Source organism: Subtercola boreus, assembly GCF_003399645.1.
GTDB lineage: Bacteria > Actinomycetota > Actinomycetes > Actinomycetales > Microbacteriaceae > Subtercola > Subtercola boreus_A.
Genome location: NZ_NBXD01000024.1, coordinates 63937 through 79829, shown reverse-complemented (window position 1 = coordinate 79829; position 15893 = coordinate 63937). Strand labels below are relative to the sequence as shown.

Below are 15893 nucleotides of genomic sequence, written 5' to 3'. Positions count from 1 at the left end.
CCACCGAGTGGTCGGGTCAGCATCCTGTGACCTCTTTCTCTCGTGCCACCCGAAATGAGGCTCCCAGTGAGCACCCCCGCACTTTCTGGCCCCGCAGCTCCCACCGTCTCATTCACCCGCACCAAGCCGGGCGGAAACCGGGCGAACCCCACCACGGAGTACTCCGCGCTGCTGCGCACCGTTCGGGATGCCGGTCTGCTTCGCCGGCGCACCGGTTTCTACGGTCTGCTGTTCGGCATCCTGATCGCCGCGCTCGGCGGGGTCGTCACCGGTTTCATCCTGCTCGGCGATTCCTGGCTGCAGCTGCTGATGGCCGCGGCCCTCGGGCTCATCCTCACGCAGTTCGCGTTCCTGGCCCACGAGGCGTCTCACCGCCAGGTCTTCGAGTCGGGCAGGGCGAACGACCTCGCCGGCCGCACGCTGGCGAACCTGTTCGTGGGCATCAGCTACAGCTGGTGGATGACGAAGCACTCCCGCCACCACGCGAACCCGAACATCATTGGCAAAGACCCCGACATCGACCGTGACTTCGTGTCGTTCATCGAAGAGGATGCGGCGAACACCCGGGGCATCTCCCGCTGGCTCACGAAGCGCCAGGGTTACATCTTCTTCCCCATCCTCATCTTCGAGGGCCTGAACCTGCACCTGCAGGGCTTTCGAACGGTGTTCGGCCGCGGCAAGGTCGACAAGCGCACCGTCGAGATCATCATGCTGCTCGCGCGCATCGGAACCTACGTCACCGTGATCTTCCTGATGCTCCCGCTCGGCATGGCGTTCGCCTTCCTCGGCGTGCAGCTCGCCGTCTTCGGTCTCTACATGGGCTCGTCGTTCGCCCCGAACCACATCGGCATGCCGGTGCTTCCGCATGACTCCAAGGTCGACTTCCTGCGCCGCCAGGTTCTGACCTCGCGGAACATCTCCGGTGGCTGGGTCATGAACGCCTTCATGGGCGGCCTCAATTTCCAGGTCGAGCACCACCTCTTTCCGAACATGCCCCGCCCGGCGCTGCGGAAAGCCCAGCAGATCGCTCGGGAGTACTGCGAGACGCACACGATCCTCTACACCGAGACGACTCTGACCGAGGCGTACGGCGTTGTCGTGAAGCACATGAACACCGTCGGCATCGCCGCGGCGAGCAAGGAATTCATGTGCCCGGCGGCATCGGCCTACGGTCGGTGACCCGCGGAACGATCGGCGAACCGCCCACGGCGCTCTCCACGGAACCCCCCTCGGCACCCCGTTCGGTGACGATTGGGCAACACCGCTCGCGTCTGCAGGATTTTTCCAGTCGCAGAGCATACTCTTCTTCTGTGAGCGCCCCCCTCGGCCCGACTGTCGACGAAACGCAGCCCCACGTCGTCTACGCACCGACACCGTGGAGCGATGATGTGTGGTTCATGGCGCACGACGGTCGCTGCCTCGGCTGGATCCTGAGGTACTCCGACGGCCCGCGAGAGTTGTTCGGTGTCTACACCTATGGCTGCGACGAGCGGGGCCTGCGGGTGTGGGTCTCCTCCGAGACGACGCTGGCCCGGGCATCCGCCTACATGGGGTTCCACGTGCGCGAACTGCTCGAGCGCTCCCGCCGGCTCGCCCCCGACCCGGTGAACCCTCTGGGCCTGCACGAACGTCGCCGCCCGGTCTGAGAACCCGGCCGTCGCTACAGCGAGCTGAGGTGGTCGGCCGGGTCGACCAGTTTGCGACGCAGCGGCTTCGACGCATCGGAACCAGACCCTCCGCCGGGCACATCGCCCACGTAGAGCCAGCCGAGCAGCTGCTCGTTCTTCTTCAGCCGGTGCGCCTCGCGCACCGCATCGTGCCGTGTCTGGCTCCCCGTGCGCCAGAGCACGCCCCAGCCGGCTTCGTCGAGCAGCAGCGAGAGCGCGTGGGCGACGCCGGATGCCACGGCCTCCTGCTCCCAGTGCGGTACCTTCCCGCTCGGCCGGTACACCGCGACGATGGCGATCAGCAGGGGAGCGCGCCGCACTTTCGCGATGATCTTCTCCCGGCCGCCGGCCGAGGCGCCCTCCGCCTCGGCCAGGGCGGCCCCCAGAACGTCGCGGGCATCACCCCGCAGCTCGATGAGCCGCCAGGGACGCAACGAACTGTGATCGGCGACGGTTCCCGCCGCCTCGACCAGCCGCAGCAACTCCTCATGGCTGGGAGCTGTACTCCCCACCTTCGAGTGGGAACGCCGCCGCAGCATGCTGTCGAGCGCAGACACGGTTCTTCAGCGCGCCTGGTTCTCGGTGTCGAACGACATCGACACAGAGTTCATGCAGAACCGGTCACCCGTGGGGGTCTGCGGGGCGTCGTCGAAGAGGTGACCGAGGTGCGACCCGCAGTTGGAGCAGCGCACTTCGGTGCGCACCATTCCGAGGGTCTTGTCTTCGATCAACTCGACGGCATCCGAATCCTTCGGCGCATAGAAACTCGGCCATCCGCAGTGCGAGTCGAACTTGGTGTCGCTTCGGAACAGCTCCTGCCCGCACGCCTTGCACTTGTAGATGCCTTCACGCTTCTCGTCGAGCAGCTCGCCCGTCCAGGGGCGCTCAGTGGCGGCCTTGCGGAGAACCGCATACTCCTCGCGGTCGAGCTTCCGCCGCCACTCTTCGTCGGTCTTGCTCACTTCGTAGCTCATCGGTACATCCTTCCGGGTGTGACGGCGGCCCGCGGCCGCCCTCCATCCTCACTATAAACTCGGGGCCGTGCCTGACAATTCCATCATTCAGAAGAGGTTCAGCGAGCTCACAACGACAGAGCTCTACAGATTTCTCAAGCTCCGTACCGATGTCTTCTACGTCGAACAGAAGGTCGACGAGAGCGAATTGGACGACCGCGATCTCGAAGAGTCGACCGTGCACTACTGGCTGGCCGAAGGCGACCGCATCGTGGCCTACCTCCGGGTGATCGAAGACGACGTGCCCGAGCATCTCGACGGTCGGCGCCTCATCGGCCGGGTCGTCGTGGCGGCCGATCGGCGGGGCAGCGGGCTGGCCCAGCTCCTGATCCACCGGGTGCTCGAGCAGTTCGGTCACGAGGCGCTGCTGCTGCACGCGCAGAGCTACATTTCCGGGCTCTACGCCAAATTCGACTTCGTTCCGTTCGGTGACGAGTTCAGCGAGGCCGGCATCATGCACACGTCGATGTACCGGGCGGGCATCCGCTGACCCGTGCCCGCGGCCCCGTGCGAGCCGCGCCGTGCCGTGCATCCGGCGCCAAGGTACGGCCCCCTAGAATGGGCCGAAACCGCCGCACGGGGCGGCCGGAGTGCAGCACGGATGGGCGGTTGGGCGACAGATGGGCGACGCGAACCTGCACCGATCGTCGGCCCCGGCCGGCCACCGACCCGAACAGTTGAGCGAACGCGACCAGCGCGTGCTCGTGTTCGAGCGGGAGTGGTGGACACACGTCGGCGCGAAGGAGCAGGCGATCCGCGAGCAGTTCGGTCTCCCGGCGGCCCGGTACTACCAGATCGTCTCTGCGCTGGTGGATTCCCCCGCGGCCCTGGCGTTCGACCCGATGCTCATCAGACGACTCCAGCGGATGCGGGACACCCGAACGGCCGCCCGGTCGGCCCGGTTGCTCCCGCCCGGCGAATAGGAACGGCACGCCTTCACCCATGGCTCCAGAACCCCTCGACTCCTTCGACAACCTCCCGGCAGACTCGCCCAGGCGTGGTGTGCACAGGGGTCCCAGGCCCCGCGGCCGCGGCTGGGTCGCGTTCGGCTGGGCTGCGCTCGCCACCGGGGTGCTCGTCGCTCTGGGCGTGCTCGGGCTGCTCGTGGTGAACAACGGCTTCCAGTTGACACCGGGAGCTTCGAGCACCACGGCAGCGACGGATGCTCTGCCCTCCGCCACGGCGACACCCACCGTCGAGCCGACCGTCGATCCGCAGGCCACGGTCACGATCCTGAACGGCACGAACACCGAGGGCCTCGCAACCCGTGCGGGAGAGCGGGCCACCGCTGACGGATGGTCGGTCGGCGCAGAGGCGAACGCGAGCTCGACCGACGTGACGGTGTCGACGGTGTACTACTCCGACGCGGCTTCCGAAGCAGCGGCCAAGGGGCTTGCGGCGAGCCTCGGCGGCATCGCGACCGCACTCTCCGACCAGTTCCAGGGTGCCTCGCTCACCGCCGTGCTGGGCACCGACTACACAGACGTCGCCGGGTAGGGCCTCCGCACACATTTCGGGATTGTTTAATCCTTGTTGAATTGTGATGACCGCGAGCACTTTTGGGTGGCTGCACCGTTTTACTGATCAAACGGATCATTTCACTCGAAATGTGGTCAGCAACACAGCAATGGGAGTAACAAATGGCGAACGGAACCGTCAAGTGGTTCAACGCTGAAAAGGGCTACGGCTTCATCACGGTGGAGGGTGGCGGGCAGGATGTCTTCGTGCACTACTCCGCCATCGATATGGGGGGCTACAAGGTGCTCGAGGAGGGCCAGCAGGTCATCTTCGAGGTCGGCACGGGTTCGAAGGGCCCTCAGGCGGAGTCGGTGCGCCTGGCGTCGTGATCGGGCTCGGCTCTCTCCAGCGTCACTTGCACTCTAACCTGTCGAGTGCCAGTATTGGTTTAGCACTCGGCCTGTCTGAGTGCTAAAGACCTTTATGAATCTTTCATGACGCCCGGGAGGGACGAGAAACACACATGGCAAAGATTATTGCTTTCGACGAAGAGGCCAGACGCGGCCTCGAGCGTGGACTCAACATTTTGGCTGACGCCGTCAAGGTGACACTCGGCCCGCGCGGCCGCAACGTTGTCCTCGAGAAGAAGTGGGGCGCGCCCACCATCACGAACGATGGTGTGTCCATCGCCAAGGAGATCGAGCTCGACGACCCGTACGAGAAGATCGGTGCCGAGCTCGTCAAAGAGGTCGCCAAGAAGACCGATGACGTCGCCGGCGACGGTACGACGACCGCTACGGTGCTCGCCCAGGCCCTGGTTCGCGAAGGCCTGCGCAACGTCGCGGCCGGCGCCGACCCGATCAGCCTGAAGAAGGGCATCGAGAAGGCTGTCGCAGCCGTCATCGCCGAGCTCGTCGCGAACGCCAAAGAGATCGAGACGAAGGAAGAGATCGCGGCGACCGCCTCGATCTCCGCCGGAGACCCTGAGATCGGTGCGCTCATCGCCGAGGCCATCGACAAGGTCGGTAAAGAGGGTGTCGTCACCGTCGAGGAGTCGAACACGTTCGGCACCGTCCTCGAGCTGACCGAGGGCATGCGCTTCGACAAGGGCTACCTGTCGCAGTACTTCGTGACCGACCCCGACCGCCAGGAAGCCGTCTTCGAAGACCCCTACATCCTGATCGTCAACACCAAGGTCTCGCAGATCAAAGACCTGCTGCCCATCGTCGACAAGGTCATCCAGGCCAACAAGCAGCTGCTGATCATTGCCGAAGACGTCGATGGCGAAGCACTCGCCACCCTCGTCGTCAACAAGATCCGCGGCATCTTCAAGTCGGTCGCCGTCAAGGCTCCCGGCTTCGGTGACCGTCGCAAGGCGCAGCTGCAGGACATCGCCATCCTCACCGGTGGCCAGGTCATCTCCGAGGAGGTCGGCCTCAAGCTCGAGAACGTGACGCTCGACCTGCTGGGCCGTGCCCGCAAGGTCGTCATCACGAAAGACGAGACCACGATCGTCGAGGGCGCTGGCGACAGCGAGATGATCGCCGGTCGCGTGCAGCAGATCCGCAACGAGATCGAGAACACCGACAGCGACTACGACCGTGAGAAGCTCCAGGAGCGTCTCGCGAAGCTCGCTGGCGGCGTCGCCGTCATCAAGGCCGGAGCCGCGACCGAGGTCGAGCTCAAGGAGCGCAAGCACCGCATCGAAGATGCCGTGCGCAACGCCAAGGCTGCCGTCGAAGAGGGCATCGTCGCCGGTGGTGGCGTCGCCCTCATCCAGGCCGGCAAGACCGCCTTCGAGAAGCTCGAGCTGGTCGGAGACGAGGCAACCGGCGCGAACATCGTCAAGGTCGCCATCGACGCCCCGCTCAAGCAGATCGCTGTCAACGCGGGCCTCGAGCCCGGTGTCGTCGCCGAGAAGGTGCGCAACCTGCCCACCGGTCACGGCCTCAACGCCGCAACCGGCGAGTACGTCGACATGCTCCTCGCGGGTATCAACGACCCGGTGAAGGTGACGCGCTCTGCCCTGCAGAACGCCGCATCCATCGCCGGCCTGTTCCTCACCACCGAGGTCGTCGTGGCTGACAAGCCCGAGCGCAACCCTGCGCCCGTCGGCGACCCGAGCGGCGGCATGGACTTCTGAGTTAGTTGCGCAAAAGCGGGTCTGCCCTTTCGGGCAGGCCCGCTTTTGCTATGCGCCGCCGCCCCTGCGGCGCATGCCGGCAGAGGCATATACGCGAATGAGTTGCGCCCGGCGCGCGCTTGTGGCTAATGTGGGCACCCGCGGCACTCAGCCGCCCACGAAGACGAGATGCCCGAGGAGGTGAGATCCAGATGAAGAACCCAGCGTTTGTTCGATTCATCAAGGCTCTCCCTCCGATATCTGCCACCGCCTGAACCTGGCCGTCGCGTCGCTCGGGAGAGAGCAGCAATTCCCCTCTCTCGAAAGAAGTTCTCGTGTTCCGTGTCTCCCAACGCAGCGATGACCTGTCGCTGCTTCAGTTCTCCACCCGCGACCCCATCGACTGGGTCGACGCCGACCAGTTCGGCCGCGGCATCGCGGCGGGCAGCTTCCGGCGCGAATGGACCTGGCTCGCCTTCGTCGACGACGCCCCCGACGCCACACCGGTGGCCAGGGCGGTGTGGTGGGGCCCGACAGGGTCCGTGCATCCGGTCGAGCTCCGCAGCCTGATAGTCGACGAATCACTGCCGCACCCCGAGCTCTGGGGCGCGGCGCTCATCCGGTCTGCCCATGCCGTCTTCCGTGCCAATGGTGCGCTGTTCGCTCCGGTCGTCGTCATCGGCGTCGACAGCGACTGGCAGCAGGATGTCACCGCTGTCGCCGCAGTGGCGTGGCGCATCCAGGCCGCCTCCGACGCCGGTGCGACCACCGTCGTACGCAGTCCCGAGCGGGAGGCGAGCACCGTGCGCCCGGCTGTCGGAACACGGTGACGACGGCGGCCGATGGCCGCGACCTCCGCTCAGGAGGTCGCGGCGGTCGGTGCGTCGGCCCCGACGAGCGGGAGGCTGACGCGGAACGTCGCTCCACCGCCGGCCGTCTCGACAGCCTCGACGGTACCGTGGTGCGCGGCGATGATCGACGCCACGATCGCCAGCCCGAGTCCGCTGCCACCGGTCTCACGCGTGCGCGACGAGTCGGCCCGCCAGAACCGCTGGAAGATCTTCTCGCGGATCTGAGGCGGAATGCCTTCACCGTGGTCGATGACGTCGAGCACAGCAAGCCGCTTGGCCTCGTCGACCTGCACAGAGACCTCGATGGGACTGTCTGAGGCGGTGAACCGCAGGGCGTTGCCGATCAGGTTGGCGACGACCTGCCGGATCTTGTTCTCGTCGGCCATGATCACCGGCGCCACACCCTCGTGGTCGTCGGAGTCGAAGGTCGAGAGTGCGACATCGGTGGGAGTGAGTTCCACCGTGCCGTCGCCGCGCGTTCGTCGCCCGCGGAGTCGCGCAATGGTGGCCCCGGCGAAGCTGATCGGGCCGGTGAGGTTGTTGACCGGCGGTTTGTCCCCGGCCAGCTCAGCGTGGCCTGCGGCGATGTCGCCCATCGTCATGCCGTAGGGGTTGGTGGCCGCATCCGCCGCGGGGGCGAGCGACACGGGCTGGGAGGAGCGGGGCAGGATGATCGACACGACCCGTTCGGGACTGGAGGCCCGGGCATCCAGGGCCGCGTCGACCGCGATCGGAACCAGGTTGATGCTCGTGAGGTTCAGTGGCCGGGTCTCGTCGAGCCGGGCGAGCTCGAGCAGGTCTTCGACCAGCGCGCCCATGCGAATGGCCTCCTTCTCGATGCGGTCCATCGCCTTGGCCACCTCTTCGGGCGACTGCAGGGCGCCCATGCGGTAGAGCTCGGCGTACCCGCGAACCGAGACGAGGGGGGTGCGCAGCTCGTGGCTGGCGTCACCGACGAACCGCCGCATCTGCTCGATGGTCTTCGCCCGGTCGCTGAACGCCGTGTCGATGCGACTGAGCATGGTGTTGAGCGACCGGTTCAACCGCCCCACCTCGGTGTTGGGGGTGGCATTCGACATGCGCTGGCTGAAATCGCCGTCGGCGATCTCGGCGGCCGTGCGTTCCACGGCGCGGAGGGGTGCAAAGGTGCTCGTCACGAGGAGCCGCGTCAGCAGGGCACCCAGCACGACGACCCCGACGCTGAAGGCGAGAAAGATCGAGAGGTATGTCGTGGTGATGCTGTCGGTCTTCTCGAGCGACGCGGCGATGACCATCGTGCCGGTGGTCTGGTCTTGAAACCCGATGGTGCGAACGATCGCATGCCATTCGTCTTTGCCGTCAGAGGACGAGATCTCGTAGACCGGCTTCTCGGCCTGCACCTCAGCGCCCGGTGTGGTCTGCAGCCCCGAGAGGTTCGGCTCTTTCGTGGTGGCCTGCGAACCCCAGTTGCTCGCCGTGATGCTGCCGTCGGGGCCGAGCAGGGCGACATAGTAGGTCGTCGGTGCGGTCGAGACGGTGTCAAGGGTGAACACGTCTTTCGTCGCGCCCTTGCCGAGGAACGTCGAGACGTCGTCGTAGCCGACGGACAAGCCCTTGTCGACCTGCTGCAGCAGATACTGGCGCAACACGGTCATGGTGCCGATGCCCGCGACGACCAGGCCGACGGTGAGCAGCAGAACCGTCACCCCAGTGATCTTGGTGCGAAGGGAGATCGAACCCCAGAAGGTCGCAGGTGTCACAGCCATAACAGGGCAACCCTACGCTTGTCGGCTCACGCCTTGCTGACCTTCAGCATGTAACCGAAGCCGCGCTTGGTCTGGATGAGCGACTCCTCGGAGTACTGGTCGAGCTTCCGGCGCAGGTAGGAGATGTACGACTCGACGATGCCGGCATCGCCGTTGAAGTCGTACTCCCAGACGTGATCGAGGATCTGCGCCTTCGACAGCACGCGGTTCGGGTTCAGCATGAGATAGCGCAGAAGTTTGAACTCGGTCGGGCTCAGCTCGATGGCGGTGTCGGCCACGAAGACCTCGTGGGTGTCCTGGTCCATCGTGAGCTCGCCGGCGCGGATGATCGCGTCTTCATCGGCCTGCATGGTGCGTCGCAGGATCGCCTTGATGCGCGCCACGATCTCGTCGAGGCTGAACGGCTTGGTCACGTAGTCGTCGCCACCGACGGTGAGCCCGGTGATCTTGTCTTCGGTGTCGTCTTTCGCTGTGAGAAAGAGGATCGGGGCGGTGTACCCGGCCGCACGCAGGCGCTTGGTGACCCCGAAGCCGTTCATGTCGGGCAGCATCACGTCGAGAATGATGAGGTCGGGCTCTTCTTCGAGCACCGCCGAGATGGTCTGGGCGCCGTTGCTCACGGCCCGCACAGCGAAGCCGGCGAATCGGAGGCTGGTGGTGAGCAGGTCACGGATGTTGGGTTCGTCGTCGACGATGAGGATGCGGGGTCCGGTCATGCCTCCATTATCTGCAGGTTCACTGGATGCTTGCTGTGAGCTTCTTCAAGGCCCTGCCACCCGGCGCGGCTCGTCTCAGGCGGCGACCGGATGCCCGCCCAGCGTCTCTGAGTCGAGGATCGTATAGCTGTAGCCCTGCTCGGCGAGGAAACGCTGGCGGTTCTGCGCGAAGTCCTGGTCCACCGTGTCGCGGGCGACCAGCGTGTAGAAGTTCGCCGAGAGGCCCGACTCCTTCGGGCGCAGGAGCCGGCCGAGGCGCTGCGCCTCCTCCTGCCGCGAGCCGAACGACCCCGACACCTGGATCGCCACGGTGGCCTCGGGCAGGTCCACCGAGAAGTTCGCGACCTTGCTCACGACGAGGATGGGCTCGTCGCCGTCGCGGAACGCCTGGTAGAGACGCTCCCGCTCGGGAATGGGGGTGGAGCCGGTGAGTTGGGGGACCCCGAGTTCGTCGGCGAGCTCGTCGAGTTGGTCCAGATACTGGCCGATCACCAGGATGCGCTCTCCGGCATGTTTCTCGACGAGCCGCCTGACCACGTCGAGCTTGGCCGGGGCGGTTGCGGCGAGTCGGTACCGTTCATCATCCGATGCCGCTGCATAGACCAGCCGGTCGCGCTGCGGCAGGTCGATCCGCACCTCGAAGCAGTCGGCGGGGGAGATGTAGCCCTGCGCCTCGATCTCCTTCCAGGGGGCGTCGAACCGCTTCGGCCCGATGAGACTGAAGACGTCGCCCTCGCGGCCGTCCTCTCGAACGAGGGTCGCGGTCAGCCCGAGCCGGCGGCGGGCCTGCAGGTCGGCGGTCAGCTTGAACACCGGGGCGGGCAGCAGGTGCACCTCGTCGTAGACCACGAGCCCCCAGTCGAGCGCATCGAGCAGCTCGAGATGGGCGTAGGCACCCTTTCTCTTGGCCGTCAGGATCTGGTACGTCGCAATGGTGACCGGCTTGACCTCTTTGACCTGGCCGGAGTACTCACCGATCTCGTCTTCGGTGAGCGAGGTGCGTCGCAACAGTTCAGAGCGCCACTGCCTGGCCGAGACGGTGTTCGTGACGAGGATCAGCGTGTTGGTCTTCGCGGTCGCCATGGCTCCTGCGCCCACGAGAGTCTTACCCGCGCCGCACGGCAGCACGACGACACCCGATCCGCGTTCGAAGAAGTTGTCGATCGCCTCCTGCTGGTACCCGCGGAGGTGCCAGTCGGACTCATCGAGGGTGATCTCGTGCGGTGTGCCGGGTGTGTAACCGGCGAAATCTTCGGCGGGCCAGCCCAGCTTCACCAGCTCCTGCTTCAGCTGGCCGCGCGCCCACGGCTCGATGACGTACATGTCGTCGCTCAGCCGCGACGGGAGGAGGGGAGCGATGCGCTTGCCCTTGACGATCTCGGCGAGCACCGCCGAGTCCGTCGCCCGCAGCGTCAGAACCCCGTCGGGCTGTCGTTCGATGACGAGCCGGCCGTACCGTGCCACGGTCTCGGCGATGTCGATGGACACCGACTGCGGAGTAGCGAACTTCGAATACCGTTCGAGCGTTCCGAGGATCTCTTCGGTCGTATGGCCTGCGGCCCGCGCGTTCCAGAGGCCCAGCCGGGTGATGCGGTAGGTGTGGATGTGCTCGGGAGCCCGCTCGAGTTCGGCGAAGACCGCGAGCTCGTGCCGCGCTCCGTCGGCCTCGGGATGGGCGACCTCGAGCAACACCGTGCGATCGCTCTGAACGATCAGTGGTCCGTCTGGCATAACTGCCAAGCTTACGTGCCGCTCGCCCGGTCGATGCCCGCCCCCCAGCTCCCTTACTGAGATATAGTCGGCTCAGCGGTGCCCGAGAGAGGATGGCCGTGAGATTCGAGCTCGACGAGAGCGCCGTGCGTGATCTCCTGATGGGGGAGAGCCTGTACGGCGACGCGTCACTGGCTCTTCGCGAGCTGTACCAGAACGCAGTGGATGCCTGCCGCCACCTGGATGCGCGGCGACGGTACCTCCATCGTGCGGTTCCCGCGCCGGCCGAGCGGCGCATCCGTTTCCTCGACGGCGTCGACGTCGACGGGGCGATGTTCGTCGAGTGCGCGGACACCGGGGTCGGCATGGGCCTGCCCGAGCTCAAACAGGCGTTCAGCCGGGCGGGAGTGCGATCGACCGACCGGGTGGCATTCTGCGACGAGCTGCGCGACTACGAACGGGCCGAGCCGCCCGTTCCGCTCTGGACCAACTCCCGCTTCGGAATCGGAGTGCTCTCGTACTTCATGATCGCCTCGCGGGTCGAGATCGTCACGACGACATTCCTTCGTGACGGTTCGCTCGGCACTCCGCGACTGGGTGATCGTGTGCCCCTGCGCGATGACGGCGACTGCCGCCGGTGGTCCGCACCACGAGCGGGCGGCCGGCGAGGTCAACCTGCGATCGTCCAAGACCCCCTTCGACCCCGACCGCCCGCCCGTCGGCGACGCTTCGGCCTGCGTGTGGTGGGTCGACGGATGGGGACCGGTGCTCGCGGACGGGCTCTGGGCCGAGTCCTTCTCCTATGGATCGGTGATCAATCTGACGGGCTCTGGGCCGAGTCCTTCTCCTATGGATCGGTGATCAATCTGACGGGCGAGCACATGCCCCAGCTCACCGTCGACCGCAAACGAATCCTCGCCTTCGATGAGGATGCCTGGCGCGCCCTCGCCGCCGCCGCCATTCCCACGGCCCTCGGGCCTGCCTGGTTCTTCGTCGGGTCACCCCTCTGGCTCGATGCCGTCTTCCCCTTCAACCCGCCGCTCATCGACTCCCTGGTCGACGGAGCATCGAGCGCCGGGCTGGCCATCCGGCAGAGAACCGGGGCGATGGACGTCGCGACCACCGGTCATCTCGTCGGCGACTGCTCCGGCGGGGCAGGCGTCGTCGACGGTACGGTCGCCTGGTGGGCGACCCGCTGCCTGGCGGCAGGAGCCTTTGCCCAGCTGGACATCGACACCTCCGAGTGGCCCGCGGTACTGCCGGCCCGACCGACCGACTCCGTCTTTCTCAACACGGTGAGCCGCACCGTGTGGGGTACCACCTGGCACTTCACCTCTCCGTGGGCGGCGGATGCGATCGCCGTCTACGACACCGAGCGGCATCTGCGCTGGCCGATCGCCCGGATCGTCGGTCGTGCGCGGGAACTCGGGCTCCCGCTCCCCGACGCGGCAGCTGCGCTGCCGGAGACGACCGAGTTCCTGCGAACCCTCCTCGAACAGAACACCTTCTGGCTCATCGAACAGCCCCGACGCTTCGCGGCCTTCGCGATCGTACGGGCTGCGGAGGCGAGCGGTCTCACTCTCGAGCAGGCTGACGACCAACTGAGGAACCGGCACATCGCGGTGGACGACGCGTGGGCGCTGCTCGTCGATGCTCCACCGACCCCGCACGAACGGGTCGCCGCCAGCCAGTGGGGTAACGGCGGCGAGCCCTGGCTCTCGGTGAAGAACCGGGTCGAATTCGCCCACCTCGAGGCGGCCGCCCGCGCTACCGGCACCCCGGTCGACACCGTGGCGGCGGGCCTTCGACGGCTGGGGTTCTCGGTCGACAGCGACCTCCGGCCGGAGCGCCCGGAGTTCGACCCGGCACCGTTCCCCGACACCGACAGCCCCGATGCCGACAGCCCCCGATGCCGACAGCCGCGACACCGACAGCCCCGATGCCGACCGCCGCGACCGCGACCGCCGCGACCGCGACCGCCGCGACCGCGACCATCTCGACCGCGACCGACTCGCGAAGCACCTCGGGCTGAGCGACGACGACCACGCTCGCGTCGACCACTGGCCGCTCACCCGCCGCGACGTGCGGCTGGCGGCGACCGATCGAACCCGTTCGACGTTCTGGCCTGTCGGTGTACCGATCAATCCGCTCGACGTGCGTGATCGCGCTTCGGGGTCGGGTGCGGGTTCGCTCAAGCGGGCGAAGAGGAGACTTCGTGGGCTCGGCTATTCCCTCTTGCCGGTCCCGTTCCGGGTGAAGCATCTCGAGCCTGACGACGAGGTTCTCCTGAGCCGCACCGGCAGTGGATCCAGACCCTGGCGGAGAGTGGGAGAGACGGTCACCCTCCTAGAGCTCCTCACCCTTTCCGTACGGGTCACCCGGCGAGCGGATGACGTAAAAGCGAGGCTCGAGCAGTTCGGTTTCGAGGTGCAGACGACAGATCCGGCGCTGCCCCGGGTGCGGCCCGGGCCAGTCGCGCCCGGCGGACGATCATCCGCCGGGCGGAGGGGGGCGACCGTCGACCGGTGTCAGCCGGCGGAGACCGCCGCCTGCACCTGGGTGATGCTCGCGAGCGGAAGGGTGCGCTCGACGCCCGCCTTCTGGTCGGTGCCGCGCATACGACCGCTGCCGATGCTGGTGGGCACGACCGGAAAGCTGACTTCTGAGCCGTTCGGCAGCTTGACGGTGACGATGACGGCGGTCTTGTTCTTCACGGCGACGTCGAGCTGGCGCACCAGCCACGCCTCGGCCGTGTCGGCACCGGGGCGCACGCCACTGCCGCGCAGGCGGTTGATGAGCTGCTCGGCCGCCTCATTGGTGCTCTCACGTCGGGGCTCCACCACGTGGATCCGGTTCAGGGCGACAGGGTCGCCGCCCGGGCCCTCGGCGATGACGGGATAGCGCGCATCGATGAGCATCCAGTACACCGTCTCGAGATCGAACGTGCTGGTGAGGCGATTCTCCGACGTGAAGACCAGGCCGAGGGCCGAGAGGTTCTGGTCGACGGCGATCGTGTGCAGCAGCTCCACATCGTCGGAGCGAACGAAGCTCTGGGCGAGGTCTGCGCTGGTCGGCACGAGAACGCCGGCACGCAGCAGGCCGTACCGCGCGCTCGAGTCGGCGATGAGGTACTCGAGCGGTTGCGGAATGCCGCCGGGCGCGATGCGTTCGAGAAAGCTCCGGATGCTCGCCGCCGTGAACCCCGCACCGAGCGCCCGCGCGATGGAAGCCTGCGAAATGCGGTACGACGATGCAAGGGAATGCGTCTCGACCTGGGCCAGCTGCCGCAGGGTCGCGTCGATGGCGGGCTCGAGCGGGCCCGGGGCCACGACGGTGAGGTCGTGCTGCAGGTAGACGGTACTCACCTCGGGGGGCAGGAGCGGCTGCACCGCGAGCACGGCCGCCTCTTCGCCGTCGCAGAGCAGCGCGGTGCCCGCAGAGCTGGCACAACCGGCGATGGCGATGCCGAGACGCTCGGCGTCGACCGTGAACTGCTCGATCTGGTCGGTCAGATTCGCACCGCCCGCCGGATAGAGCCAGCGCAGGTAGTCGGCCAGACTCTCGCCCCAGACGCTGTGCACACGGTTGCAGAGTACGAGTCGCACGTTCTCGGGCAGGGCTGCCACCCAGGCCGAAGAAAGGGTGCCCCAGCGCTTGGCGAGGGGGAGCAGCATCCATTCGCGGGAGGCCGATGTGGAGAACCAGGAGGAGTTCTCCCGGGTCGTGAGGCCGGCGGTTGCAGCAACCCTCAACACCGTGTTCATGAGATCTGCTGCCTGGCCGGTGGCCGCCGAGAGCCGTTTCGCGTCGGGGACGGCGAGACCGCCCTTCGCGAGTTCGCGGGCGGGGGTCGTTGCGAGGGCGTTCGTCAGCTCGGTGACGGCGACGGTCGTCTCGAAAGCCCGCTCGGCGGCGAGCTGGTCGGTGCTGCCGCGCTGGCCGTCGGAGAGGGCCTCCGGAGCCTCGGGCGCCGCGACCGACGAGAGTTCGGCAATGGAGGGCAGACCGCGCTCGGGCCACGAGCCCAGAACGTGGAGAACGCTCTCATACGGCTGCAGGATCCCGTCGACGTCGGCGAGCAGGCCCGCGTCGTAGGCCTTCGACACGGCCGCAGGCGCGCTGTCGCGCGGGATGCCGCCGGTTGCGACAAGAGCGAGGGTCTCGCGATCGAGGTGGGCCAGGGCATCCTGGATCGACTCGGGCGCCAGAAGTGCATCTGCCAGGTCGAAGAAGTCGCGAAGGTCGCGCTTGGCGAGGTGGCGGCTGTTCAGCAGACCGACGAGAGCAGCATCGCTCTCGGTCTGCAGTCGGCTGGCCAGAGCGAGCGTGTCACTCATTTGATGCTGCGAGCCTCGCGGGCGCGCTTCCTGAGGCTGATGACGAGCAGCACCACCAGAAAGACGAAGCCGATCGGCAACCCGAACAGCGGCAGCAGGAGGATGGTCGGCCAGACGCCCTGGCTGAAACTGTCGCCCTTCATACCGGCGGCGGTGCCGATGATCACGGCGAGGAAGGCGAGAATCGAGAGCCCTACAGCACTGGCGACCATGTACGCAAGGATGCGCTGGGCCCGGTTGACGGGCGGTGTATTGATGTCGGTCACGCTCCTAA

At 66.8% G+C, this 15893-nt stretch carries 16 protein-coding genes and 1 pseudogene; 10 read left to right on the top strand and 7 right to left on the bottom strand.

Features of this window, described 5'->3' with window-relative positions; translation table 11 throughout:
* The first annotated feature begins 54 nt into the window (after positions 1-54).
* Both B7R24_RS11790 and B7R24_RS11785 read left to right on the top strand, forming a co-directional pair.
* Positions 55-1179 carry a fatty acid desaturase family protein gene (locus B7R24_RS11790; RefSeq protein ID WP_116419174.1) on the top strand — a complete coding sequence of 375 codons (1125 nt, stop codon included), beginning with the start codon at positions 55-57 and terminating at the stop codon, positions 1177-1179.
* A gap of 131 nt (positions 1180-1310) precedes the next feature.
* Positions 1311-1646 carry a hypothetical protein gene (locus tag B7R24_RS11785; protein WP_116419173.1) on the top strand — a complete coding sequence of 112 codons (336 nt, stop codon included), beginning with the start codon at positions 1311-1313 and terminating at the stop codon, positions 1644-1646.
* 14 nt (positions 1647-1660) lie between these two features.
* Here the strand turns inward: B7R24_RS11785 and B7R24_RS11780 are convergent, their stop codons facing one another.
* Together B7R24_RS11780 and msrB are read right to left on the bottom strand one after the other, a co-directional pair.
* The gene (locus tag B7R24_RS11780) at positions 1661-2206 is read right to left on the bottom strand and encodes a nitroreductase family protein (RefSeq protein WP_116419340.1); all 546 of its coding nucleotides are present in this window, start codon (positions 2204-2206) and stop codon (positions 1661-1663) included.
* A gap of 24 nt (positions 2207-2230) precedes the next feature.
* Positions 2231-2641, bottom strand: a complete 411-nt coding sequence (gene msrB / locus B7R24_RS11775) for a peptide-methionine (R)-S-oxide reductase MsrB (RefSeq protein ID WP_116419172.1) — start codon at positions 2639-2641, stop codon at positions 2231-2233.
* Between the two features lie 67 nt (positions 2642-2708).
* Here msrB and B7R24_RS11770 point away from each other — a divergent pair, with 67 nt between their 5' ends.
* The 6 genes from B7R24_RS11770 (at position 2709) to B7R24_RS11745 (ending at position 7090) form a co-directional block, all read left to right on the top strand.
* Entirely contained in the window at positions 2709-3170 is a 462-nt protein-coding gene (locus tag B7R24_RS11770; RefSeq protein WP_253259437.1) for a GNAT family N-acetyltransferase, read from the top strand.
* A gap of 130 nt (positions 3171-3300) precedes the next feature.
* Positions 3301-3603 (top strand): DUF3263 domain-containing protein, encoded by a 303-nt coding sequence (locus tag B7R24_RS11765; protein ID WP_116419171.1) that lies wholly within the window; start codon positions 3301-3303, stop codon positions 3601-3603.
* A 19-nt stretch (positions 3604-3622) separates the two neighbouring features.
* Positions 3623-4177, top strand: a complete 555-nt coding sequence (locus B7R24_RS11760) for a LytR C-terminal domain-containing protein (protein ID WP_116419170.1) — start codon at positions 3623-3625, stop codon at positions 4175-4177.
* A 143-nt stretch (positions 4178-4320) separates the two neighbouring features.
* Positions 4321-4527 (top strand): cold-shock protein, encoded by a 207-nt coding sequence (locus B7R24_RS11755; protein WP_116419169.1) that lies wholly within the window; start codon positions 4321-4323, stop codon positions 4525-4527.
* Positions 4528-4661: 134 nt separating this feature from the next.
* Positions 4662-6281: a chaperonin GroEL gene (gene groL, locus B7R24_RS11750; RefSeq protein ID WP_116419168.1), complete on the top strand. Its 1620-nt coding sequence runs from the start codon at positions 4662-4664 to the stop codon at positions 6279-6281.
* A gap of 314 nt (positions 6282-6595) precedes the next feature.
* The gene (locus B7R24_RS11745; RefSeq protein ID WP_116419167.1) at positions 6596-7090 is read left to right on the top strand and encodes a hypothetical protein; all 495 of its coding nucleotides are present in this window, start codon (positions 6596-6598) and stop codon (positions 7088-7090) included.
* A gap of 29 nt (positions 7091-7119) precedes the next feature.
* Here the strand turns inward: B7R24_RS11745 and B7R24_RS11740 are convergent, their stop codons facing one another.
* The 3 genes from B7R24_RS11740 to B7R24_RS11730 all read right to left on the bottom strand — a co-directional run bounded on the left by B7R24_RS11740 (position 7120) and on the right by B7R24_RS11730 (position 11303).
* The gene (locus B7R24_RS11740) at positions 7120-8856 is read right to left on the bottom strand and encodes a sensor histidine kinase (protein ID WP_116419166.1); all 1737 of its coding nucleotides are present in this window, start codon (positions 8854-8856) and stop codon (positions 7120-7122) included.
* A gap of 26 nt (positions 8857-8882) precedes the next feature.
* Positions 8883-9572, bottom strand: coding sequence for a response regulator transcription factor (locus B7R24_RS11735; RefSeq protein WP_116419165.1), 690 nt, complete (start codon positions 9570-9572; stop codon positions 8883-8885).
* 75 nt (positions 9573-9647) lie between these two features.
* On the bottom strand, positions 9648-11303 hold the full coding sequence (locus B7R24_RS11730; RefSeq protein ID WP_116419164.1) for a DNA repair helicase XPB: 1656 nt from the start codon (positions 11301-11303) through the stop codon (positions 9648-9650).
* 98 nt (positions 11304-11401) lie between these two features.
* Between B7R24_RS11730 and B7R24_RS11725 the strand changes: the two genes are divergently transcribed.
* Both B7R24_RS11725 and B7R24_RS18525 read left to right on the top strand, forming a co-directional pair.
* On the top strand, positions 11402-13444 hold the full coding sequence (locus B7R24_RS11725; RefSeq protein ID WP_147304028.1) for a wHTH domain-containing protein: 2043 nt from the start codon (positions 11402-11404) through the stop codon (positions 13442-13444).
* Positions 13365-13694 (top strand): annotated as a pseudogene (locus B7R24_RS18525) (wHTH domain-containing protein); the annotation flags it as partial. The gene B7R24_RS11725 and the pseudogene B7R24_RS18525, both read left to right, overlap by 80 nt.
* 116 nt (positions 13695-13810) lie before the next feature.
* Here B7R24_RS18525 and B7R24_RS11720 read toward each other — a convergent pair.
* Together B7R24_RS11720 and B7R24_RS11715 are read right to left on the bottom strand one after the other, a co-directional pair.
* The gene (locus tag B7R24_RS11720) at positions 13811-15619 is read right to left on the bottom strand and encodes a helicase-associated domain-containing protein (protein ID WP_116419162.1); all 1809 of its coding nucleotides are present in this window, start codon (positions 15617-15619) and stop codon (positions 13811-13813) included.
* Positions 15616-15885 carry a hypothetical protein gene (locus tag B7R24_RS11715; RefSeq protein WP_116419161.1) on the bottom strand — a complete coding sequence of 90 codons (270 nt, stop codon included), beginning with the start codon at positions 15883-15885 and terminating at the stop codon, positions 15616-15618. Before B7R24_RS11715 ends, B7R24_RS11720 begins: the two co-directional genes overlap by 4 nt.
* Between the last annotated feature and the right edge of the window lie 8 nt (positions 15886-15893).

Coding starts and splice junctions, on each gene's coding strand:
- B7R24_RS11790 (WP_116419174.1), top strand. CDS start 55: ATGAGGCTCCCAGTGAGCACCCCCGCACTTTCTGGCCCCGCAGCTCCC.
- B7R24_RS11780 (WP_116419340.1), bottom strand. CDS start 2,206: ATGCTGCGGCGGCGTTCCCACTCGAAGGTGGGGAGTACAGCTCCCAGC.
- msrB (WP_116419172.1), bottom strand. CDS start 2,641: ATGAGCTACGAAGTGAGCAAGACCGACGAAGAGTGGCGGCGGAAGCTC.
- B7R24_RS11765 (WP_116419171.1), top strand. CDS start 3,301: ATGGGCGACGCGAACCTGCACCGATCGTCGGCCCCGGCCGGCCACCGA.
- B7R24_RS11760 (WP_116419170.1), top strand. CDS start 3,623: ATGGCTCCAGAACCCCTCGACTCCTTCGACAACCTCCCGGCAGACTCG.
- B7R24_RS11755 (WP_116419169.1), top strand. CDS start 4,321: ATGGCGAACGGAACCGTCAAGTGGTTCAACGCTGAAAAGGGCTACGGC.
- groL (WP_116419168.1), top strand. CDS start 4,662: ATGGCAAAGATTATTGCTTTCGACGAAGAGGCCAGACGCGGCCTCGAG.
- B7R24_RS11740 (WP_116419166.1), bottom strand. CDS start 8,856: ATGGCTGTGACACCTGCGACCTTCTGGGGTTCGATCTCCCTTCGCACC.
- B7R24_RS11735 (WP_116419165.1), bottom strand. CDS start 9,572: ATGACCGGACCCCGCATCCTCATCGTCGACGACGAACCCAACATCCGT.
- B7R24_RS11730 (WP_116419164.1), bottom strand. CDS start 11,303: ATGCCAGACGGACCACTGATCGTTCAGAGCGATCGCACGGTGTTGCTC.
- B7R24_RS11720 (WP_116419162.1), bottom strand. CDS start 15,619: ATGAGTGACACGCTCGCTCTGGCCAGCCGACTGCAGACCGAGAGCGAT.